Consider the following 23,496-nt stretch of genomic DNA (forward strand, 5'->3'; position numbering starts at 1 on the left):
ATAACCAATATTGCACGCTGTGGGCAGCTAAGTAGCGATACGAAACACCCAGTATCTGCTGGCCATATAGTTCAAAACCATCCCCATCAAGGTCGCCAGTATCTTGCTCATCACGAGACTCCAACCCAGCATGTCCTGCAAAGTCATCAGAATGAGGGCGGATAACGCGAGAACGATGAGATTGGTGATTAGAAAACGAATACGTTTTGCTCTATCGCCGCTCCCTCGTGCCGCGTCTCGAAAAGTCCACCTGCCGTTCAGCCAGTAACTGTTCGCAACCCCGCAGCTGTACGAGATTACTTGAGCAATCAGAACAGGCACACCGACCACTGCGAGTAATGCAAACACCACCGTATCCACTGCCGTATTCGCAACACCCACAATACCGAACTTGAAGAGTGTCACCAGACGCTTAGTCATGATGAGCAACTCGGGCTGTCAATCGGGATTGCGCTTGCTGACCCTCGGCCTGAACCACATCTCTCACAATGTATAGCGGACGTGCCTTGGTCTCATCATAGATTCGGCCAACGTACTCGCCCAGAATGCCCAGCATGATCAGGATGAATCCGTTAAACATCAGCATGATACTCACAATGGATGGCCATCCCTTAATCGTTGAATCCGTAAATATGGCCGAACCAATAACCGTTAACATATAGATGAATCCGCCAACCGACAGGATCGCACCTACATAACCTGCAAGTTTAAGCGGTTTATGTGAAAATGACGTAATGCCATCCAGGCTTAGCTTCAGCATGCGTTTCAGCGGATATTTTGTTTCGCCTGCCAGACGTTCATCACGTTCATATTCAATAGCAGTCTGACGAAATCCGACCCAACTGACCAACCCGCGCACGAACCGGTTTTTCTCGGGAAGACGTTTCATCTCATCACATACTTTGCGGTCAATCAGGCGAAAATCTCCGGTGTCTACCGGGATATCCGTATCCGTTGAGGCACGAAGTACACGATAGAACAGACTCGCCGACCATTTTTTGAAGCGAGTTTCCCCGCTTCGTCTGGTGCGACGGGCATATACGACTTCATAACCCTCTTTCCATTTGGCGATCATATCGAGTATCAGTTCGGGAGGGTCCTGCAGATCCGCATCAATAATAACCACCGCATCCCCCACTGCATAATCCATACCCGCTGTTATGGCGATCTGATGTCCGAAGTTACGGGCAAAATCAATCAGTTTTACACTCTCGTCCCAACGGGCGTAATCACGGATCATCTGTGCACTTCGATCCACGCTGCCATCATTGACAAACAACAGTTCATAGCTCTCTCCTGTGCTGCCCATGACCTTTTTCAGACGCCGATAAGTCTCCTCGATCACCGCTTCCTCGTTATACATGGGAATAATAATGCTGTATCGGTACGCGTGAGCCATGTTTGTCCCCTCCCTTTTCCAATGGACTTCGTTCGAGATTTTCATTCTATACAAATTGGACTAAAGATTATTTACACTGCATACTTCGATGACAGAACAACCTTCCAATCGCTGTTATCCCCAGATTTTTTTGATTCCTTTTATAAAGGGAAAATCCGGGGATAAAGGCGAACGCTTCGCTTTTTCAGGTTTTTTCTGTCCTCTCCGTTATCGTTTAAATGATAAGTTCAATTTATATAGCTATAATTTCACTTCGTACAAGGTGATCTGTCCGCCAAATCCGAATCCAAATCCAAGTCCAGCTTCATTCTCCGTGTCACCGTTATCCATGGATCCGCTGTCTGTGCCTGTCTTCCATTCTGACGTTGGAATCTCGGTTCCGTGCTCTTTGATCCAATCGCTAATATCCGAGTTCCCTCCGCGGCCCCCCATGCCACCAACCATGAAGTATTTCACTTGCCCGCTCTTGACAAGTTGCTCAAGTTCCTCTGTTGTGTACACCGGGTCTGAGCCGGAGAAACCTCCAAGTGTAATGACCGCTGCTCTTTCATCGATGATATAAGGTGCTGCCTGATTATAGTCCGTAGTGGCAAAGAGATACGTTTCACCTGTATTGTGCTCTTTCAGATAATTCAGTGTGACTGTATCCACTTCTTCGTTACGGTTACCCATTCCGCCACGGCCACCCATTGCAGGCATTTCTGTGTCTCCAGCAACGTTACCCATCGGCATGCCCATTCCTGCCCCACCAAACATGCCATTGGAACCAGTAGGGCCTGCTGCCGGAATCATGCTGTTGCCGCCATAAGTAATTGGGGTGAATGCCCAGTAGATTGGACCAATCAGCATCACCATGAATCCCGCGATAATGAAGCTCTGTTTCCATCGATGTGTGCGATGAAGCATAACGATTAGGATGACCGTAATCAGAATGCCTGCGATCAATTCACTAATGGACCAGCCTGCACCAATCGTATCGTTATACACCTGCATGATATACCAGCCGAATAGAGTCGTCAGCAGCACGGACACCGGAAGCAACCATGCCTGCCAGCCATTGCGATCATGATATGACTTCCACATCGCTACAAATCCTGCGCCAGTCAGCGCCGCAACTGGAGGTGCAAGCATAATCAGATAATATTGATGGAAGAAACCTGCCACACTGAAAAAGGCAGCAACGGGAAGCAGCCATGCCAGCCAGAACAAGGCCTCCTTGTGCTTGTTGGTTATATTTCTCCGTCTTAACCCTGCAAATAGGGCAATGCACCCAAGCAGCACAACTGGCAACAGCCAGCTAGCTTGACCTGACAGTTCAGTCTGGAACAGACGCAGAGGACCTTTCTCCCCTGTACCAAACATTCCTCCCATGCCTCCGCCACCATTACCGCCAAAATTTCTTCCGTTTGGCATTTCCATATCATTCGGCATCTGCCCGTTCGGGAAATTGCCATTCGGCCCATTCATGCCGCCCATGGCATTCATGCCTTTTGAAGCATTTGAATTACCATTATCCGGTGCATTGACATCTTGCCCAGCGCCTAGGGAACCACTATCCGTCTGATTAGGTCCAGCAGACATTTCCCCACGATTGCCCCGATTATTGCCCTGTCCGATAGCATTTGGCATACCTGCGTTACCTGAAGTATTCTGCTGACCGGTTAGCCGTGCCAGACCGTTGTATCCAAATGCCAGTTCCATGACCGAGTTCGTTTCACTGCTGCCGATATAAGGCCGCTCGTCTTCGGGTATGGAATCCACAGTGACCGCCCAGGATAAGGAAACCACCGCCAGAACTGCTGTGCTGCCGATCAGCAGGATGATTTTCCTTCTCCATTTCGCCTGAAATGCGAGTAGATAGAACAAGTATAAAGCCGGGAGAATCATGTAGGCTTGAAGCATTTTCATATTAAAGGCTACGCCTATTAACCCAAAAGCAACCAGAATGCGCCAAGCACTGCCTTGTTTGCTGCCTTTGAACAAAAACCATGAACCCAGAAGTAGTGTAAACACCAGCATGCTGTCAATATTGTTGGTCCGGCTGACTGCCGCCACAACAGGCACAGTCGCCATCGCAAGTGCCGAGATTCGTGCTGCTGCAAGTCCATATGTAGGTTTCACCATGAAATAGATCAGGAGCACCGAACCGATTCCCGCTAATACCTGCGGCAAAATAACGCTCCATCCGTGCAATCCAAAGACATAGGCAAAGGCCGTCTGGATCCAGAAGACAACAGGTGGTTTATCTACAGTGACCGAGCCTGCTGAGTCTAGTGAAGCATAGAAAAAGTTATGGAAGTTGCTGAGCATACTCCCAACGGCAGTCGTATAATAGGAATTGGCATATTGATCGTTCCAGATACCGTACCCATTCAGAAATGCCGCCAGTAATACAATCGGCAGAAGGACAAGATCCATCCTTCTTTTGGTGTTATTCAATGTTAATCACTCCTTCAAAGTTCTTCATGTCTAGTATTGTGACATGCCAAAATAAAGCTGGGATGAGTGCCCGCTGAATGTTGTCTGAGGATAATTCACAATCCTTTCAGCTAAATTTCAGTTTGGCAAGCGATAATACAACATACAGTGCCTCCGAAGCGAGGGAGAAGTCTAGATGGATCAGGCAAGGAGAGAAGCACATTATGAAGCTTAGCAGCGGAATTAAAATACTATTGGCTGATGATGAACCACATATTTTACAATTTCTAGATCTTGGATTAAGCAATGAGGGCTTCGATGTGCGCACCGCACCGGATGGAGCGGCTGCGCTTGAGTTGGCGCTTGAATTCAAGCCACATATGGCTATTTTGGATGTCATGATGCCAGAGATGGATGGATTCGAAGTGGTCGAGCGTCTGCGTAAGACCGGTGCCGAGGTTGGCGTAATTATGCTGACAGCGAAGGACGAAGTCGAGAATCGGGTTAAGGGCCTTTGGTTAGGTGCTGACGATTACATGATCAAACCCTTTGCCTTTGACGAGCTGCTCGCCCGGATTCAGGCCAGACTGCGTAATCAATTTCCTTTATTAATAGGAGCCGTCACCCACGGTCCCTTCCGAATTGATGATCAGCGCAAAGAAATCACCTATCAGAATCAGGTCCTGGAGTTATCTCCTACCGAATACGAACTGTTAAAATTCATTGTGCTTAATCATGGAATTGTGCTGAGTAAAGCGACCATTCTGAGCCGGGTGTGGGGGTATGATTTTGGCGGGGAAGAAAATATTGTGGAGGTATACGTTCGTTCCTTGCGCGACAAACTCGGGGATAAAGAGCATAAACTCATTCGCACGCTTCGGGGTGTCGGATACAGGGTGGATCTCTGATGTACTCGCTGCGTAAGAAAAATAAACTTCGTTTAAGACGTCTGCACCAATGGATCTGGCCTCGTTCATTACGATCTCAATTGCTCTCACGTTCTCTGTTCGTGCTTGCTGGGCTGTTATTGTTAATCGGTATCCTGCAATTCTGGATCATGGAAAGCTTTCTCTACCGGAATCAGGCAAAAACCATGGAAGAACAGCTCATGTCCATGCCCCCAGTTTGGCTCGGAATCCAGTCACGTAGCGGATCTTCCAACAATCCTTTTGGTGGACAGGCAGGAAACGGGTCTGGTAATCGGGTGCTGTTTATTCCTGACCGTTCACTGGCCCTGTTTGATAACCAAGGTACGTTCGAGGATGTTTTTGGGGAAGACGGTCTGAAGGCCCCTCATCTATCAACCGTTGAATATCAAGACATTGCAACAGAGTTGAAAGAACAAAAACACATTCCCTACCGGATCGTCACGGATAGCCAAGGCAATGAGCAATTGATTGTATTCGCTTCACCCGGTCCACGCAATCGCGGTTTACCTATGGTCCAGATGGGCACGGCTACAAAGCCACTGAGAGACTTGATTATTAAACAACTTCTGATCTTTGTGATGTTATCGCTGTTGGCCATGGTAGCCGGTCTTATTCTATACACTAAGGTATTACGCCGGACGCTGGTTCCCCTATCTAACATGGTGAATAAAGTACAGCAGATCGATGCAGGCAGCCTCGCAGAACGCCTTCCCGTCGTTCAGGGACAAGAGGAAGTGGATCAGCTCGCGCTTTCATTCAATGGCATGCTTGAAAGGCTGGAGAACTCATTTGAAGCGGAGCGGGAATCGAAAGAACAGATGCAGCGTTTCTTGTCCGATGCTTCCCATGAACTTCGTACCCCGCTTACCTCCATACATGGCTTCATTGAAGTTCTACAGCGGGGTGCAGCGACCAATCAAGATCAATTGTATAAAGCACTGGACAGCATGCACGGCGAATCCGTACGCATTAACAAGCTGGTTGAAGATTTGCTGTTACTAACCAAGCTGGATCAGGCTCCAAAGCAGGAGCAGGAGGTCATTCAGCTGGACAGTCTGCTACTCGAAATGCAACCACAACTGACCATGATGGCTCAGCGGAGGTCCGTTCATCTCGACCTGACGGCTGAGGTACATGTACTTGCTGACCCTTACAAGCTGAAGCAGGTTGTACTGAATCTGTTCCATAACGCGGTGCAGCACACCGATCCAGAGCATGGAGCCATCTCCATAACGTTGTATGCCACGCACCATAAGGCTGAATTGTCAGTAAAAGATAACGGCACAGGCATTGAACCTGAACATCTGCCCCATATCTTTGAGCGATTTTACCGCACAAGCAGTTCTCGTTCGCGCAAACAAGGTGGCGCAGGCCTCGGTCTAGCCATTACCCGCTCGATTGTGGAGTCGTATGGTGGGAAAATTACTGTACGAAGTCAGGTAGGCTCAGGAACTGAATTTATGATTTTGATCCCGCTGTATAAGGCAGATGTCTAAATAGAGCGTCGGCTGCAAGTAGGTATAATTTGGCTATAAGCAGCTCTACGTAAGATCTACTTGATCATTACTCATGCTCTAGTCAAACTCTCCAAACGATGCTTTTCTTCTATTTTAATTTCGGCTTTCTCATTGCATGACGAATCCCCCACTCATTTCGGTTGAGGAATGAAAGGGGGATTCTTTTTGTATCTGATTGATAGAGTGTAGAGTATAGAGTAGTAACCCCGTTGGTTTCAGCCTTTCGCGCTTTCAGGCTAACGAATCTGAGACGTCTTATTAAAGGATTTGAAGCTTATATATGCTTTTCATAAAATACCATTGTCATTTTGTCGTTAATAGCTTTTGTTCCACCCGTTTTTTTGTAGCCTATCTTTTCATACAAATAACAGTTTCCTTGCTCTTGTAAGATGGTGCCTAATTTCCATGTCTTTGCATCATCATATATCTGCTCAACCATTGTAAAGACTTTTTGAGCAATTCCTTTTCCTTGATGTTCTGGCAGTATAAAAATTGGGCTAATACTGTAGATCCGATTATCTTTTTTCACGACTCTGATTCCACCAACAGCAACTTCTAGATGATAAATTATGAAATAATCTGTGAAAGATTGATTGATTTGAGTAATAATTCTTTCTACGGTTTCATTGGCCGGGCTTGTTGCAAAATCCTGATATTTTTCCAACAAAGGCATAAATGCTTTGATTTTCATTTCATGAACAGTCCCTGCATCTTTTACATCTGCTTTGTATAATGAAACCTCCATTAAATATATACCTCCGTTTGATACGCTGGTTAGAAATACGATTTATGGTCCACGCTCAGTTAACTTAGTACAAGAAAAATGTTCATCTACGTTTGGTGTTTGTTACATTTACAGCATATAAACAAGTTAAAACTAACATATTTTTCTTAGATCTATCACTGCTTTTGGCAACGGTGGATTACCAAGGGTACACGCCATTCTCATCTAGGAATTCTCCGTTATGGCGTTTACCATCCGTCGCATAGCGCACGATAATCGCAGCGCCGGCTTCTTTTGATTTACCGCCTTCGGCATTGCCATTAAGATCTGTTGATGTAAATCCGGGCGTTACTGCAAAGACTTGCGCCCTGCTGTTTTTCACTTCATAAGCCATCGAAAGTGTCATGGCACTGTTGGCCGTTTTGGATGAATTATAGTCGAAAGCGTTTAAAGTAAATTCCGCATTTTGCATATGGTCCAGAGAAGCCATGTCGGTTGATACATTAATGATTGTGCCTTCATTATCTTTGATTAACGGGAACAATCGCTGATTCAAACGGAAGGTGCCGAAAAAGTTCACTTCGAAGGCATTCCGCAGATCTTCCTCTTTTGTATCCGTGAAGGAATGAGAGAAAGCACCCGGCATACCCGCGTTATTGATCAAAAGGTTTATTGCAGGATAAGTCTTCTGAATCGTATCGGCTGCCTGCTCAATGCTCTTCAAGTCAGTCATGTCAAGCTGTAGAAATTCTACGTCTAATCCCCTGGAAGTTAACTCGGAAACAGCTGCTTCCCCCCGTTCGACACTACGTGCGCCAAGAATAACTTTCCAACCCGCTTCACCCAACTGCTTGACGATTTCATATCCAATTCCTTTATTTGCTCCGGTTACAAAAACAGTCTTTTTCATGCGAATCCTTCTTTCCATAATTTGATTTATATTTAACAATGTTTAAGTTACTATGCTACACTTAGTGTAGGTCAAATTATTTTTATAAAAAGAGGGATTAACATGTTAACGATTGGAGAAGTAGCGAAAAAAGTTGAAATTTCCATTGGAGCGATCCGCTTTTATGAAAGAAAGGGACTGCTGAAACCTGCTGCACGAAATGAGCAGAATAACCGTCTTTATTTGGAGGATGATCTGAACTGGCTCGTTTTTATCAAATGCCTTCGCGAAACCGGGATGAGTGTGGAAGACATTAAAAAGTATTATGATCAGGTCAATGAAGGAACCTCCACGCTGAAGGAAAGAACCAAGCTGATTGAGGATCAAAAGCAAAAGTTGCTGAATGATATCGAGGAGAAGAAAGCGCAGCTTGTTCATTTGGATAACAAACTGGAGCGCTATTATCGTGGAGAAAATTATTAACACAATCCTTGTCCTATAAATTGAATGACAGAAAAAATCAGGCAGCCAGCAATAACTGTCTGACCTGATCCGAAATTTTCATATTATAGCTATTTTCAATGAGGATAAAAATCCAATCAAAAATGACCTTCGCCCTTACACAGTTGATAATGGTTATAGGGTTCATCCTCGATCTCGATCAAAGTTAAACGTTCAAAATTACATTTCTGTATCACCTTATTGGATGCTTGATTGGTAGTCAAAGCGATGGCATTTAACACTTCCACATTTGTATCTTCAAACAAATACTCCGTCATTCCTTTCAGAGCTTGCGTTGTATAGCCACGGTTCCTGAAATCTTTAGATATACCGTACATAATCTCCCGATTGGGTGCTGGAAGTTCGTCCTTGATCCCTGAGCAGCACCATCCTATGAACTCATCATTTTCTTTGAGTACGATAGCCATACGTAAACATAACTCTCCAATATCCCCTCCCGCCATCACTGCTTGTTTAAAACGCTGATTCTCAGGGATTTCATATTCAGTCAGCCACAGGGTCCTCTCTTCAATTGTAGCGTTCCATCCCGGTAGGAATTCATACACCTCAGGTTGCCACGTAATTTCTTGCAGTTTTTCCAAATCCTCAATTCTATACTCACGCAAATAAATATCCTTGCAATCGATGATTAATTCATCAGTTTGTATGGGTTGGTTCATAAGGTTGCCTCCACATATTAATTTACATTACATCATTATAGAGCCGTGTACCATTGCCTTAAAGGCAATGCCTTGATATGTATAGTGTCAGGATCTTGGGTTTTTTCAAGTTGGGGAAAACACTCTGGATATTGAGCCAAATATTCGCTAACACACCATCGAACCGACCAGTTAATATCTGTTGACCAATTTATCCAATGGTGTATTTCCTCCTTTGGAGCATTTTGCAATAATCCATGCATATACCATCCACGCACTCCTCCTTCTGTTTCATGCATTAAGGACACCCAATACAACTTTCGCTCTCGTTCGTTCATCGGTTCGCCGAGGGTCGATACTGCAATTTTACGAACAATAGCGGATGAATCCTTCGTGAACTTCCATAACTCTTCACGTGATAATTCGCCCCTCTCAACTATAACGGTTAAAGAGAGCGCTTTTTCGATATCATCCATTGAATGAATTGCGCTGTATGGATTTTGATTTTTTATACTTATCATGGGTAAAGTTTTTGATATGTACCTTGGCTTATCTGCCCTGTTCATACAACGAATTGTATTCTCAACGTTAATTCGAGGAGCCAAGTTATCATCACCCTCAAGTGGTTCTCCATGCTCGACTAAGAAGTGTCTCAGCATCTCGGAACTTAAACTCGGAAATCGGGAGAACAAATGGGCAGCAACACCAGCCACAAGCGCAGCAGCTCCAGAGGTCCCCCCATAAAAAGATACGTGCTTACCAGAATCTTCAGTATCATAAGAGGGGATTGTAAGGTGTAGTCTGGGCGCTAATATATCTGGCCTAAAGTGACCATCCCCATTTCTGCCATAAGGTTCATCAGGGAAAGGAACGTGTAATGAACAATCGGCCTTTCCACGATCCACGTAGCCCCCTACTGCTAAATACTGTATTGGAGGCATGATGTTATTTAAACGGGTATTTCCATTCGAACAAATAACCAAAATGCCCTGTTGCACAGCTGTCGCCAATGCTTTAACCGTTGAATTTTCACTCGTATTTTTGAGATGAACTTCATTATCTAATGCTTGCCAACCAGTGCTTAAAATAATTTTTATATTCCATTCGACCCCATGTTCAAGAATCCATTCCATTCCTTTTTTCAGACGTTCTCCTTCTCCAGTTGTAAATGCTCCATGATCTAAAACGATAAATGTTGCTGCTGGTGCAATCCCCACATGAATCTGTCCCTCTAATAGAATAGGTTCATGGGCCAAAGCCAGTACACTCATAAGGCCATGCTCACCTTTCCGATTATCCTCCTCCCTGTTCATAGATGAAATGTCTCGCATAGTGACAGTCATATTTTCATGTACGGCAACACATTGGATTCGTGTATTTAAGTGATTTACGAGATGATGTGGTTTAATTGAGTCGATAATTACAATCCCCACACCCAGACCAGAAGTATGAAAATCAGGCCGTTCAGCAAAACCTAACCTTTTCCATGTCGGATCGGGTATTGCTCTATCCACACGATCACCTCAGATTTTGATATCATTAGAATACTCTCGCCTTCCGCTTAATGTACATTACCATTTATCCAACTAACATTGGCAGACCCCAAGCATCCTAGCGATCTTTTTATGCTGGACTCAAACAAGCCCCTCTTTTTCCATAAACTCATCTTTGGTCAATCCAAAGAGGATCAGATCTTGGTATTTTCCATCCATATAGATCACCTGGCGACGCACACCTTCCTGAACACATCCAAGTTTTCTCATCATTGCTGCGGAAGGTTCATTTCCTTGGAGTACATAATCATTAAATTTGTTGAGCCTACGCTCGAAGAAAGCATACTTCAGCAAAATTCGTACGGCTCTGGTTCCGTATCCTTTTCCTCGATGATCCCTGTCAATTTGAATGCCAATGCTAAAGGTACCGTTTCTCTCATCAATGCTGTTCAGATTCACACCTCCGACATTTTCACCATCCATATTTACAATTGTAAACATGATCCTTCCTTTGGTTAAAGAAAAATCAGAGAAGTTTTCCGTAAAACTCTTCGCTTCAACATGGGTTGGCGGCAACTCTACTGCACACTCCAATAACCGACGGGCAGGTGTATCAAAGCGGTTATAATAATGATCCTCCCAATCTTCTTCACGCAAAGCACGTAATCTGATCTTATCATCCTGCCAGAAATATTGACTATAATCGATCTCTCTCATTCCAAGTCCCCCCGCATATTCAACCAAATTTTTACTTCGAGCTAAAAACATAATAACCCATAATGTGGAATTGGTGGAGATTTGTTTTCAATAAACACAACGAAAATAACCCCCGAACAGGACAAACCTGCCGGAGGTTACGCTCTACTTTATATCAAAATCTCATTACGATTCTTCCGTATATTGAGGCTTGGATACGTTATCCGGAACCGTTTCGTCAAAAACATCCTGACCTGGATAATCCCGTACTTCCCCCTCGTGAAGCTCATGATTTTCATAATCAAAACGATGTGCAGACCTCTGATCCACTCGCCACGGCGAACTTTTCCCGAGAGACTCGGATAAGAGAGATGAACCGTAAGGACCCTCCGGGAATTCTTCGAGTGTGATATCGTTTCGCTGCGACTCCACCGTAGACACATCGGTATATTCTTGCCGTTCTTCACGCAAAAACTTATCTTTCATCGTTTATCCCTCCTGATCCACTTCAGATGACTTATTGTGAGCGAGGACAAACGCATTTATGCATGATTATTGAAAACACTGCGTTTATGGTTCTAATCCATCGTCTTATTCATCACCGGATTAATCACGTTAGTCATCGCCATCACAATTAGCGAATCCATATTAAAAGTACAAAAACAATGAGGCCAGCTATGCTAATCCAGGTATCACGTTTGGACCATACCAATAATGATGAACGTCCTCCGAGCATAGAGTGCTCTCTAACTTTACGCATTTCCATCGCAATGGTCATATCCTCTGCACGTTGAAACAGTGCCATTAACAAGGGGATCACCATCGGTCCCAGGTCACGAATTCGCACGGTATTTGGTCTTAAAGCTGCCTTTCCACGTGCCCGTACGATCAGTGAGAATCGCTGCCACTCACTCCAGATCATCGGGATAAACCGAAAGATTAACGAAACAGCAAGAGCAAACGAAGCTACGGGCAACCTGATCTTTTTACCGATACCGAGTACCCAGTTAAGCCCTTCTACCATTCGCCCATAAGGTGTCGTCAACGAAAACCAAAGGCTTGCCAATGTGACGATAAACAAACGATACACATTCAGCAAAGTGCCCTCCGCCTGCATCAGGGAAAAGCCAAAGTGCAGACCTCCTCCTTCTGTTGAAAGAGTTGTCCCAGATAGTGCCGTTGATATGATGAAAAATAATAATAATGGCTTCATTAACTTCATACATCCAGCCAAAGTCTGACGCGGGAGCACGGCAAGTGCTGCCACTACCGGCACCAGTGTTAAAGTCAATCCCAGCCAGCGCTGTTGAAGCATCGCAGCAGTGACCAGTAAAATATACAAAATCCATTTCAGACGCGGATCCATGACGCCATATAATCCGCCTGAATGAGTCATTGTGTTCGGAAGAAACTTTGGATCATCCTCCGTTTTAATCGACGACAGCATCAGTGCTTCTTTTTCATACTTCATTGCATCGCTCTTGACTTCCATCGTTACCGTCCCTGATGCTTCTATCGATTCGTTTTGAATCTGTACTTCAACTGACTTGGACTGAACAATGCATTCAACCATCTCCTCTGGCGTCATCGCGGTCAAAGGCAGCTCAAGACCCGCTGCTCTAAACTGCTGTGCCAGTCGCATCGAAGGTGGCAGGCCGATCCCTGTTTGCTCCAGCAGTTCAGGTCTTTTGTGAAGTTCTCTCGGCGTAAGATCGGCGATTAAACGACCTTCTTGCAATAACAATACCCGATCCGCACAAGGCAAGAATGTATCCAGATCATGGGTTGCCACCACGCCCCCACCACCTGCCAGACGATGTTGCTCCAATACATCCAGCAAAAGCCCGACACTTTGCGCTTCCAACCCTGCGCTCGGCTCATCCAGCAGAAGCCAGTGTGGATTGGTCACACTTCCGAGAGCAAGACCTAACCTGCGCTTCTCTCCCCCACTTAGAGCAAATGGCGACCTGTCCAGATGAAAACGTCGATCCAACTCCGAGGACACTGGCGGGTCCCATTGGTTCAGTGCGTTTGTGATCTGCTCTTGTTGCTGTTTCTCTGAAAGTCGATATGGACGCAGAGAATATGAGAATTCACGCTGAATACTTCGGGCAAACAGTTGTTGTTCCGGAAATTGAAACAATAGTCCCATTTGCAATAAAATCGACTGCGGCACTTTTCCTTCTTTCCAGAAAGATGTGCTCCCCAATGTGATACTTCCTGCATCGGGCGGTCTCAGACCAGCCAACGTCTGTAGTAAAGTTGTTTTTCCTGAACCAGTACAGCCCAGCAGCAAGGTGATTTCCCCGCTGTTCAACTGTACACTCACATCTTCAAGCAGTGCACGTTTGCTCGAATCCGATGCTTCTATACGTATATTGGTTAATTCGATCTCCAACGTGCGACCTCCTTAGCCAGTTGCTCAGGTCGCAGTGGCATGGCTTCTGGCATCATACCTTTTTGCTTGAGCAATAACGCAGTTTTTACAGTAAAAGGAGGGTCCAATCCTAACCGTTCACAGGGAGATAGCTGTACATTTTCCCGAGTAGCCTTCTCATTCAGCTCTGTTTCATAGAAAAAGGACTCGGGCTCCCCGTCGTACACACAACGTCCCCTCTCCATAGCAATGATTCGATCACACAGGGTTGCTTCCTCCAGATGGTGTGTAATCCAGATCACCGTTGTCCCCCGCTGGGTAATCTTCTGAACGATGGCTTCCATCCTGTCCCTTGCTCCCGGATCAAGCATGGCTGTTGGCTCATCCAGAATCAATATATCCGGTTTGGCTGCGAGCGCTACAGCAATATTAAGCAGTTGTTTCTGTCCACCGGATAATTGTGAAATGGCCTTCTCCGGGGGATATTGAAGTCCTACGGTATGTAATGCATCCTGCCTGCGCTCCGATTGCCCTTCTACAGATTCCATCAATGGTGACAGCGCAAAATGAAACTCCTCTTCAATCGTATCTCCAAGTACCTGAGCATCAGGTTGCTGCAATACACCCCGAACGGTAAGTTCATCCGAGATATTCCGTACCCCTCCCGATAGTGGAATGAATCCAATCAGTAGTCCAGCGAGTGTGCTTTTTCCACTGCCATTCGCCCCTACAATACTAATCCATTCTCCTTGGTGCAGCGTAAGTGAAACCCCATCCAGTGCTTTTCTCACCTGACTACCTTCGGAAGCATAATGCACTCGAACATCTTCTAATGTAATTATAGGCAGGTTGCCTTGCATCGTAAATTAGTCCTTTCCCTTTCTATTGTTATGTGGTACGATCCTAATCGTTAACCACATTTATATAATTGGTTAACAATCATATTACCAAAATGGAGAGGATTGTTCAAACATGAAATTATCTTTGCGAGGCATTGTATTCAGCGCACTTATGGCCGCAATTTTAGTACTATTTGGTTACATAAGCATTCCCATTGGCTTCTCCCCTGTACCGATAACATTACAGACCTTGGCTGTCATGCTGGCTGGAGGGTTACTTGGTCCACTCTATGGTTTTCTAAGTGTCACGATGGTTGTTCTGCTCACCGCTCTTGGATTTCCCTTGCTACACGGGACCGGAGGACTTGCGGTACTTCTTGGACCTACTGGAGGATATGTGATGATGTGGCCGATCTCCGCATTATTAATTGGACTGTTGCTTGCACGAATCAACATCAAAGGTGTAACAGGATTCATGCTCGCTTTTGTTGTATTTGAACTATTTGGTTCACTGCTCGTGTATGTCTCGGGTGTCCCTTGGCTTGCATATGCATACAAAATGGACTTACCTGAGGCCATGATTCAAGGGTTCTATCCTTACATAATTGGGGATCTGATCAAGGCTGTATTTGCTGCCATCATCATTGCGCCCGTGCGCATGGTTTTCCCACCTCAACGTCTCACAGGTAACATGCATTCAACGGTTATAAAAGCGGATTCTTAATAGAAGTTACATAAGGTAACTGATCTGCCTATCTTTGAAAACGACGAAACCGCCAAAATCACTTTGGCGGTTTTCGTTACTTCTCTTCTTCTAAGGTTGTTCTGTCATCGAAGTGATCCGTGTAAATCTTCTTTAGTTCAACTTATATATTCACCTGAATTAATTGACGCTCTGTAATCTGAAATTGTTGATCCGCTGTATTTTCAATGAACCTCTGATCATGAGATACATACAGAATCGTCCCCTCATACGCCTTGATAAAACGCTCCAACGCTTCCAGTGCATGCATATCAAGAAAATTCGTTGGTTCATCCAACAATAGAATGTTATATTGGCCCAGAAACAAGTGACATAATTGAAGACGAATCGCTTCTCCTCCACTTAATGTCCCAACCTTCTTCAGCAAGTCATTACCTGTAAACTGCATCGCATGCAACGCACTTCTGAGCTCTGATTCCTCATACTGCGAACGATTTTTCAGGAATTGTAATACGGTCTCTTTTGTCGTGAAACGATAGCTCATTTGCTGAAAATAACCGAGCTTCGCTTTTGGAGACATTATGATCTGATCTCCGACATGGAAAACATGGTTAAGCAATGTGCTTTTCCCGCTGCCATTGGCTCCGGTTATCGCTATTTTTTGTTTTAATGGAATTTGAAAACTTACATCCTCCAGCAATACGTTACCTTCCACTTCAAGTGTAAGACGATCTGCCATAATTGGAAATCGATTGTGCAGCTCCAGTGTCTTCGGCTGACGGAAGATCATAGGCCGTTCCTCTTGCACTGCTTTTACCTCATGAAGTTGTTGCATCCGCTGTTCAATCGCTTTGGCTGCGCGGTGCACCGCTTTTTGACTGGTGCCTTTGGATTTTGTTTCAACCATACGGTTTGTTTTTGCCTTGGATTCTTTTTTTGACATGCTTCCGGCCTGCGTTATTTTCTCGGCTTTCTTCATCTTTTCACGGGCGGCCAACTCCAATCGTCTTTTCTCCTTCGAGAATTGTTCGTGGGCCTGGTTCTGCTGTTCACGCTCCAGCCTTTTCTGTGTCTGATAGTCGCTATAGTTGCCGGAATATACGTGAACCTCCCCCTGATGAATTTCCCAGATCGTGGTCACCAGCTCATCCAGAACCGCACGATCATGACTGATCATCACGATTGCCCCATAGTAATAACGCAATTCATCCAGCAAAAATGTAATGCCCTCTTGATCCAGATGGGTTGTTGGTTCATCCAGTAACAGTACTTCATGATAATGAGTGAACATTTGAGCCAGTTTTAGACGGGTCTGTTCTCCGCCACTCCATGCTTGGTCGTGTTGAGGTATGGCTAATTTACTGAGCAAAGCCCCGTCAACTTCGATACTTTCGTTAGACTGGGGTGGTTCCACTTGTTCCAAATAACCAAACTCTGCAAAACGTTTTACCTTTCCGGCTGTTGGCTGGATCTGTCCCGCAATGAGTTTCAACAACGTACTTTTACCCTGACCATTACCACCCACTACACCAATACGATCCAGTTGATGCACAGCCAGTCGCTCAATGTTCAGGATTACTTTATCCATATAGGTCATCTCAACCTGTTCTAATTCAAAACATATCTTTTCCATATTCGCTACCTCCGAAATAAGATTTATTTCGTATCGATAGCGAAGCACGCTTCTATCGATACGAGCTTATCGTGCCAGCTCGTATCAATAGAACAGTAACGTCATCATAGCGGTTACCTCCAGTAGTCTGTATTGAGCGCCTTACCTAATTATTTACCTGATTAAGATAATCAGAAGAAAAAACAAAGAATCACAGGCCGCGGCCTGTGATTCAACGTAAACGGGAAAGCGAGTATAACACTTATTTTAAGGTCAGGATGATTGAAAATGACAGACTGATCCCGTTTACTCTGAACCAATAGTCAGAGCCTTTGAACGTATTCGATTACCGATTCAAAGGAAGGAAGCGCAGTCTCATCGAATGTGTCATGTTCAATAATCCACCTTTCATTATCATGTAATAGATGTACAATTCTAATTATAATTTTCCAATTCCACCATGTCAACGGAACGATGAAAACACGACACCATCAGATTAGTACATCAATCTATTTTTGTTCCTGGCCATTACCGCTACTTAATTTTAATAGAAGCTCTTGGCTACTAACCTGACCTGTAGCCTGTGGAATCACTTCTTCGTAGTTGGCTGAGTTGGTTACTATTATTGGCGTTACCGTATGATAACCAGCAGCCTTAATCTGTGCAATATCGAACTCAAGCAACAGATCTCCCGCTTGGACCCGATCGCCTTCTTTGATATGGGAAACAAAATGCTGCCCATCCAATTTAACGGTATCAACTCCCACGTGAACCAATATTTCAGCACCGGTGTCTGATACTACAGCCAAGGCATGTTTTTTCTTGAATGCAACGGTAACTGTACCATCAAAAGGCGCTACGACTCTGCCCACAGCTGGCTCAATCGCAATCCCTTTCCCCATTGCTCCCGATGCAAAGGCTGGATCTGGAACTTCCGACAATTCAACAATCGTTCCTTCGATTGGGCTAAATACAATTTCGTCCAAAGCATTCGCTGCACGAACAGGTTGCTCGGCAGATGCAGCAGGTTCGGTTTTTGTTTCTTCTTCAACCGGATCTTTGAAGCCCATGATGTACGTGAGTACAGCCGAAACAACAAAGGATACTACGATACCCAGAATCAATCCTGGGAAGCCTTGTCCACCTGGTCCGTAGAAGATTGGCAAGGTCAGTAATCCCGGTGCGCCGGATGCAAATGCCAATGTGCCCGCTTGACCAATGATAGCCCCACCAACTGCACCACCGATTACCCCTGCAATAAATGGACGTTTTAGTGGTAATGTTACCCCATAGATGGCCGGTTCCGTAATACCGAACAAAGCCGTCAACGTGGATGATCCCGCCAGCGTTTTCAGTTTTTTGTTCTTGGTTTTCAGCATAACCCCAAAAGCAGCGCCCGTTTGAGCAAAGATCGAAGCTGTCGCAGCCGGTTTAACGCCATCCTGTCCATACACTGCAACGTTGTTGATAAATACCGGAATAAGACCCCAGTGTATTCCGAAGATAACGAGCAGCTGCCAGCTTGCACCCATAACGGCTCCTGCGAGCAATGGACTGAATCCAAATGCGGCAACGAGCCCGGCTGCAATTGCATTACCAACGTAGACACCAAATGGTCCAAATACCAACAGTGTCAGTGGTACCATAATCACTAGCAAAAACAATGGTGTAACAAAGTTTTTCACACTATCGTGAAGTGTCTTATTAAAGAACTTCTCCAACTTGCTCATGACAATGACAGCTAAAATAATTGGAATAACTGTAGATGAATAGTTCATCAGAATGACAGGGATACCGAAGAAATCCGTTGGTGTTCCTTCTGATTTCAATGTGACGATGGACGGATAGATCAGTGCTCCTGCAATCGTCATCGCGACAAACATATTTCCCTGGAATTTACGTGCTGTTGTAACCGCTAACAACAGAGGCAGGAAATAGAAGAGACTATCTGCTGCTGCATACAGGATTGTATATGTTGTTTCTGTCGTTTCCAGCCATCCAATATTACTTGCAATCAACAATAACCCTTTTAGAATACCGGCTCCCGCCATAACACCCAGAAGTGGTGCAAAGATGCTGGATATGATATCGATAATACCCCCGAGCCCTTTGGCTGCTTTGCGAGGTTTTTCTTTATCTGACGAATCGTCCAGAATGTTACTGATCTGTCCAATGGCACTATAAACTTCAGGCACCTTGTTACCAACAACAACCTGGAACTGTCCTCCATTTTCTTTGACTGCGATGATTCCTTCTGTTTTCTCCAGTTTGGCTTTGTCTGCCTTGGCATCGTCCTTCAATACAAACCGTAACCGTGTTGCACAATGAACCAGCGATTCCACATTTTTCTCACCGCCGACCAGTTCTACAATCTCTTTGGCCAGTTTCTCTTGACTCATGATCTGCACCCCCACTTTTTCTCAAACAGGCCCTTTACCGATTTTTTTGCACGCAAAAAACCTAAGCCTTGAGCAAGGGGACAAAATGGTCCTGACCTTCTCATGACTTAGGTTTTGCCTGCATAACCAGTAACAATCCCAGTTAAATCGTATTCAATTCCTGTTAATCACATATTATTATAATAAAACCATTTTTGTCAACATTTAAATATTATCGATTAACCACTCGTTCGATATGAACCGTCAGATACAATTTTTCTTCATTGGTCAGCTCATGGTTGTACTCTTTTTTGACAAACATCTCAATTTTCTCCGTACATGCTGCGGCATCAGGATGTTTCTCCTTAATCATGTCATAGAAATGATCATAGTTGTTGTCGTAATGCGTACCGCTGAGAACACGCTGGGAGAAGAACTTCAGATGTGTGATAAAGCGAAAATAACTGAGGGAGTCCTCATCAAATTCCATTTTGAAATGATATTTCGCTATATTAATAATCTGCTGGATAAACTTCGTAATATTCATCGTTGTGATAACTTCTTCGTTCATCTCTGCGTTGACAATATGAAGGGCAATAAAAGCGGCTTCATCGGGCGGAAGCTCAATATTCATGCGGGTATTGATCTGTTCCAGCGTCTTCAGGCCCAGTTCGAATTCGGGCTTGTACAACTGTTTGATCTCCCACATTAATGCGTTCTTGATCTCCACGCCTTCCCGATAACGTTCGATGGCGAAGTTAATATGATCTGTAAGAGATACATAGATGTTCTCATTCAGCTTTCGGCCCAGATTCTCACTTGCATACGTGATGATCTCTTCCACAATTTCAATCAGTTCCATCGGAACTTCGCGCAGCAGCATTTTGAAATTATCGGATGTTTGTTTGTTTTTCAATGCAAATACTTTCTGGATGCGGGTCTCGTCTACTTTATCCCCCGGCTTTTTCTTAAAGGCAATCCCACGTCCCATCACCACAAGCTCTGCTCCATCCGCCTGATAGATGCTAATGACGTTATTGTTGATAACCTTTGCTATTTTCACTTCAATCCCCCCGTCACGTTCCACTCTCTTGGCAGTTATACATCGTCTTTTGGGCATACAAAAAAAACCTGAAGCATCACAAAATAAACAAGACATGGTGGTCTGCTTTTTTTGGTGCTTAGGTTTTGCCTACTTCGAGTAGTAACAATCCCAGAAACGATATAATTGCGTCAAGTATAGCGCGAACCTGACTATATGTCAACGCTTTCAATGTGAGGACAATCGGAAGTCCCATGGTTATATAAATTGAACTAGAGAATATTTACACTAGCTACTCCGATGACAGAACAACCTTCCGATCGCTGTTATCTCCAGCTTTTTTCTGTCCTCTCCGGTTTGTGTAAATGTTTAGTTCAATTTATATAGATGAAACTTCCGATGTTTTATTGCCGTACAAGACCATTTTATTTCAGAAAAATATAAACTACGCGTCACCCAGGTTTGTTCCGTTGGATTCGATCACATTTTTGTACCACTCAAAACTCTTCTTCTTCAGCCGTGTCAGCTCACCTTGACCTTCATTATTACGATCCACGTAAATGTAGCCATAACGTTTTCTCATCTCACCTGAGGATGCACTTACAATATCAATAGGTCCCCAGCTAGTGTAACCAATGATGTTTACACCGTCCTGAATAGCCTCACCCATTTCAGCTACATGTCGTTTCAAGTAGTCAATCCGGTATGCATCATCCACTTCACCTTCCGGTGTAACCACGTCATTGGCACCAAATCCATTCTCAACAACAAACAGCGGTTTCTGATAACGATCATGTAGTTGATTGGCGGTAATACGGAATCCTTTGGGATCAATTGTCCAGCCCCATTCGGACTTCGCCAGATATGGATTGGCTACCGAGCCAAATACATTACCACTGGTCATATTTTTGACAACTTCCGGATCGGTGCTGGTTGTACGACTTGAATAATAGCTGAACCCGATATAATCTACCGTATGATTTTTCAAGATTTCCGAATCACCGGGCTGCATAACAATGTTCAACCCGTGATCTTTAAAGAAACGTTTGGCGTAACCCGGATATTCCCCACGTGACTGCACATCGATGAAGAAATAGGACTCTCTATCTTTTTCCATGCCCTGGAACACATCTTCCGGATTACAGGTATACGGATAGAAGCTTCCTGCGGCGAGCATACACCCAATCAGGGCACCAGGAATAATCTCATGACATGCCTTGACTGCCAGTGCACTTGCAACCAGTTGGTGGTGAGCAGCCTGATATTGAATTTCCTTGATGTTATCTCCTTCCTTGAACGCCAGCCCCGCCCCAAGGAACGGAAGATGAAGCAACATGTTGATCTCATTAAATGTCATCCAGTATTTCACCTTGTCTTTGTACCGAGTGAATACCGTTGTAGCGTAAGTCTCGAATAAGGTTACCAGTTCACGACTTCTCCAGCTGCCATACTTCTCGATCAGGTGTACAGGCACATCGAAGTGAGCTAATGTAACTACAGGTTCAATGCCGTTCTTCAATAATTCATCAAACAGGTTATCGTAAAATTGCAATCCGGCTTCATTCGGCTGTGCATCTTCTCCTGTCGGGAAAATCCGTGCCCAGGCAATGGAGACACGCAGTGCTTTGAATCCCATTTCGGCAAATAGAGCAATGTCTTCGGGGTAACGGTGATAAAAATCGATCGCTTCATGTGAAGGATAGAACTCGGTAGCGAGCGGTGTAAAAGCCGGAACATGACCTTTCATAATGCTTCTGCGGTTCTCACCTGTCGGAAGCAAGTCAACGATACTCAGCCCTTTGCCATCTTCCAGATACGCGCCCTCCGCCTGATTAGCAGCAATGGCTCCACCCCACAGAAAATCTTTAGGAAATTTAAAATTCGTCATCATCATTCTCCTTCCAAATATGTAATTCAGCTACCCGCTCAAATCGCAAGAAACATTAATAAGACAAACTATTTAAGTTGAACTACACGATTACACATAAACGGAGAGGACAGAAAAAATCTGGAGAAGCGGCGCGTTCGCCTTTATCACCGGATTTCCCCTTTAAAAAGGGATTCAAAAAATCTGGGGATAACAGCGATTGGAAGATTGTTCTGGCCGCGCAGTCGTCCCGTGTAAAATCGTTTGTTCAACTTAAATACAAAAAACCCGAACCAGCCTGGTACACGATTACGTGTAAACAAGCCAGCTCAGGTTATGCCCATATCGGTAACATTCCCAGATCATGATTATGCGGATTGGATAAAACTTTAGCAAGAATCAGAACAGTTGTCAACTTCTTGAAACCGGTTTAGCTTCGGAATGCCCACTACGATATTTGATAGAATGCAGCACATGTGCCGCCAAGAATCATCTGTTGATCTAATATAGGTAGGGCATTAATGTGAGAATTAATGAGACCGTATACTTCAGAATACGTAGCTGAAACGTTGCTCACGGGCCAGTCGGACCCGAACATTAACCGTTCCGCACCAAAGGCTTCTATGGCGATATTCAGATAGGCTGTAAAGTCCTTTGGAGTCCAATTTGCCCAATCTGCTTCCGTCACCATCCCTGAAAGTTTACAGTACGCATTAGGTTGTGCGGCCAATGACTCAAGTGCTTCTTTCCAGGGTGAGATTATACCTGATTTTATGTCGGGTTTGGCTAGATGATCAAGTACAAATCGCTGCTCAGGAAACGTCTTAACCAATTCAACGGCATAAGGCAGTTGCTCCTTGGATACCAACAAATCATAGGCCAAATCATATTCTTTTAGCAATGAAATTCCGCGCTGAAAGTCTTCTCTCAATACATAATCCAGATCAGGTTCATCCTGTATGACATGACGTACGCCCTTCAGATACGGATTGGACGCGAAGAGTTCAAGCTGATTCCGAACTTCATCCGAACAAAGATCTACCCATCCGACAACACCTTTGATACATTCATGCCGATCTGCCAGCTGCAGAAGCCACTCGGTTTCTGTCAGTGATTGTCTGGCTTGTACCGCAATACATCCATCCAGTCCTGATTGGACCAATAAAGGTTCAAGATTTTCCGGAAGAAAAGATTGACGAATGGTTTTCATCTCTTCGCCAATCCATCCGTACTCGGCGACATTGTATTCCCAGAAATGTTGATGTGCATCCAGCTTCATATTAGATCCCTCCCAGGGTATTTAAATCTAATTATCATTAAAAAGCAACCATATGATTTTTATTTCCAATGAAATAAACGCTTACTACACAATCTATAAATATGGCAAAATCACTGATTTTTACATGATTTTTATGCCAATTGTGCAGGTATTGTCCAATATTAAATCATGATA

At 44.5% G+C, this 23,496-nt stretch carries 20 protein-coding genes; 4 read left to right on the forward strand and 16 right to left on the reverse strand.

Going from position 1 to position 23,496, the window contains the following annotated elements:
- Positions 1 to 27: 27 nt before the first annotated feature.
- From MHI14_RS17525 to MHI14_RS17535, 3 genes are all read right to left on the reverse strand, one after another.
- Positions 28 to 420: a GtrA family protein gene (locus tag MHI14_RS17525; RefSeq protein WP_253508102.1), complete on the reverse strand. Its 393-nt coding sequence runs from the start codon at positions 418 to 420 to the stop codon at positions 28 to 30.
- A complete protein-coding gene (locus MHI14_RS17530; protein ID WP_036608414.1) occupies positions 413 to 1,399 on the reverse strand; it encodes a glycosyltransferase family 2 protein in 987 nt (328 codons plus the stop codon). Before MHI14_RS17530 ends, MHI14_RS17525 begins: the two co-directional genes overlap by 8 nt.
- A gap of 240 nt (positions 1,400 to 1,639) precedes the next feature.
- Positions 1,640 to 3,817: a glycosyltransferase family 39 protein gene (locus tag MHI14_RS17535; protein ID WP_341131720.1), complete on the reverse strand. Its 2,178-nt coding sequence runs from the start codon at positions 3,815 to 3,817 to the stop codon at positions 1,640 to 1,642.
- A 224-nt stretch (positions 3,818 to 4,041) separates the two neighbouring features.
- Between MHI14_RS17535 and MHI14_RS17540 the strand changes: the two genes are divergently transcribed.
- Positions 4,042 to 4,725, forward strand: coding sequence for a response regulator transcription factor (locus tag MHI14_RS17540; RefSeq protein WP_091031055.1), 684 nt, complete (start codon positions 4,042 to 4,044; stop codon positions 4,723 to 4,725).
- On the forward strand, positions 4,725 to 6,242 hold the full coding sequence (locus MHI14_RS17545) for a sensor histidine kinase (protein ID WP_341130891.1): 1,518 nt from the start codon (positions 4,725 to 4,727) through the stop codon (positions 6,240 to 6,242). Before MHI14_RS17540 ends, MHI14_RS17545 begins: the two co-directional genes overlap by 1 nt.
- 295 nt (positions 6,243 to 6,537) lie before the next feature.
- On the opposite strand, the gene MHI14_RS17550 is transcribed toward MHI14_RS17545, so the two are convergent.
- On the reverse strand, positions 6,538 to 7,008 hold the full coding sequence (locus MHI14_RS17550) for a GNAT family N-acetyltransferase (RefSeq protein ID WP_341130892.1): 471 nt from the start codon (positions 7,006 to 7,008) through the stop codon (positions 6,538 to 6,540).
- A 178-nt stretch (positions 7,009 to 7,186) separates the two neighbouring features.
- Positions 7,187 to 7,897, reverse strand: a complete 711-nt coding sequence (locus MHI14_RS17555) for an SDR family NAD(P)-dependent oxidoreductase (protein ID WP_133384592.1) — start codon at positions 7,895 to 7,897, stop codon at positions 7,187 to 7,189.
- 102 nt (positions 7,898 to 7,999) lie between these two features.
- Between MHI14_RS17555 and MHI14_RS17560 the strand changes: the two genes are divergently transcribed.
- Positions 8,000 to 8,359 carry a MerR family transcriptional regulator gene (locus MHI14_RS17560; RefSeq protein WP_076249478.1) on the forward strand — a complete coding sequence of 120 codons (360 nt, stop codon included), beginning with the start codon at positions 8,000 to 8,002 and terminating at the stop codon, positions 8,357 to 8,359.
- Between the two features lie 116 nt (positions 8,360 to 8,475).
- On the opposite strand, the gene MHI14_RS17565 is transcribed toward MHI14_RS17560, so the two are convergent.
- The 6 genes from MHI14_RS17565 to MHI14_RS17590 all read right to left on the reverse strand — a co-directional run bounded on the left by MHI14_RS17565 (position 8,476) and on the right by MHI14_RS17590 (position 14,462).
- Positions 8,476 to 9,057: a GNAT family N-acetyltransferase gene (locus MHI14_RS17565; RefSeq protein ID WP_289392338.1), complete on the reverse strand. Its 582-nt coding sequence runs from the start codon at positions 9,055 to 9,057 to the stop codon at positions 8,476 to 8,478.
- 35 nt (positions 9,058 to 9,092) lie between these two features.
- Positions 9,093 to 10,550 (reverse strand): S8 family serine peptidase, encoded by a 1,458-nt coding sequence (locus MHI14_RS17570; RefSeq protein WP_341130893.1) that lies wholly within the window; start codon positions 10,548 to 10,550, stop codon positions 9,093 to 9,095.
- Positions 10,551 to 10,670: 120 nt separating this feature from the next.
- Complete coding sequence (locus MHI14_RS17575) at positions 10,671 to 11,246, reverse strand: GNAT family N-acetyltransferase (RefSeq protein WP_249910855.1); 576 nt, start codon at positions 11,244 to 11,246, stop codon at positions 10,671 to 10,673.
- Positions 11,247 to 11,411: 165 nt separating this feature from the next.
- Complete coding sequence (locus MHI14_RS17580; protein ID WP_017688728.1) at positions 11,412 to 11,711, reverse strand: hypothetical protein; 300 nt, start codon at positions 11,709 to 11,711, stop codon at positions 11,412 to 11,414.
- 148 nt (positions 11,712 to 11,859) lie between these two features.
- Entirely contained in the window at positions 11,860 to 13,623 is a 1,764-nt protein-coding gene (locus tag MHI14_RS17585) for an ATP-binding cassette domain-containing protein (RefSeq protein ID WP_341130894.1), read from the reverse strand.
- A complete protein-coding gene (locus MHI14_RS17590) occupies positions 13,608 to 14,462 on the reverse strand; it encodes an ATP-binding cassette domain-containing protein (protein WP_133384586.1) in 855 nt (284 codons plus the stop codon). The genes MHI14_RS17585 and MHI14_RS17590 overlap by 16 nt, the downstream gene beginning before the upstream one ends.
- 112 nt (positions 14,463 to 14,574) lie before the next feature.
- On the opposite strand from MHI14_RS17590, the gene MHI14_RS17595 reads away from it, so the two are divergent.
- Positions 14,575 to 15,165, forward strand: a complete 591-nt coding sequence (locus tag MHI14_RS17595) for a biotin transporter BioY (protein WP_076214865.1) — start codon at positions 14,575 to 14,577, stop codon at positions 15,163 to 15,165.
- A 142-nt stretch (positions 15,166 to 15,307) separates the two neighbouring features.
- Here MHI14_RS17595 and MHI14_RS17600 read toward each other — a convergent pair whose 3' ends face one another.
- From MHI14_RS17600 to MHI14_RS17620, 5 genes are all read right to left on the reverse strand, one after another.
- A complete protein-coding gene (locus tag MHI14_RS17600; RefSeq protein WP_341130895.1) occupies positions 15,308 to 16,777 on the reverse strand; it encodes an Msr family ABC-F type ribosomal protection protein in 1,470 nt (489 codons plus the stop codon).
- Positions 16,778 to 17,265: 488 nt separating this feature from the next.
- The gene (locus MHI14_RS17605) at positions 17,266 to 19,155 is read right to left on the reverse strand and encodes a beta-glucoside-specific PTS transporter subunit IIABC (RefSeq protein ID WP_341130896.1); all 1,890 of its coding nucleotides are present in this window, start codon (positions 19,153 to 19,155) and stop codon (positions 17,266 to 17,268) included.
- Positions 19,156 to 19,366: 211 nt separating this feature from the next.
- The gene (gene licT / locus MHI14_RS17610) at positions 19,367 to 20,197 is read right to left on the reverse strand and encodes a BglG family transcription antiterminator LicT (protein WP_036608447.1); all 831 of its coding nucleotides are present in this window, start codon (positions 20,195 to 20,197) and stop codon (positions 19,367 to 19,369) included.
- Between the two features lie 424 nt (positions 20,198 to 20,621).
- Complete coding sequence (locus MHI14_RS17615) at positions 20,622 to 22,064, reverse strand: 6-phospho-beta-glucosidase (protein ID WP_341130897.1); 1,443 nt, start codon at positions 22,062 to 22,064, stop codon at positions 20,622 to 20,624.
- 427 nt (positions 22,065 to 22,491) lie between these two features.
- Positions 22,492 to 23,322 carry an amidohydrolase family protein gene (locus tag MHI14_RS17620; RefSeq protein WP_289392327.1) on the reverse strand — a complete coding sequence of 277 codons (831 nt, stop codon included), beginning with the start codon at positions 23,320 to 23,322 and terminating at the stop codon, positions 22,492 to 22,494.
- Positions 23,323 to 23,496 lie beyond the last annotated feature (174 nt).

Origin of the sequence: Paenibacillus sp. FSL K6-2393, from assembly GCF_038002545.1 — a bacterium.
Lineage (GTDB): Bacteria > Bacillota > Bacilli > Paenibacillales > Paenibacillaceae > Paenibacillus.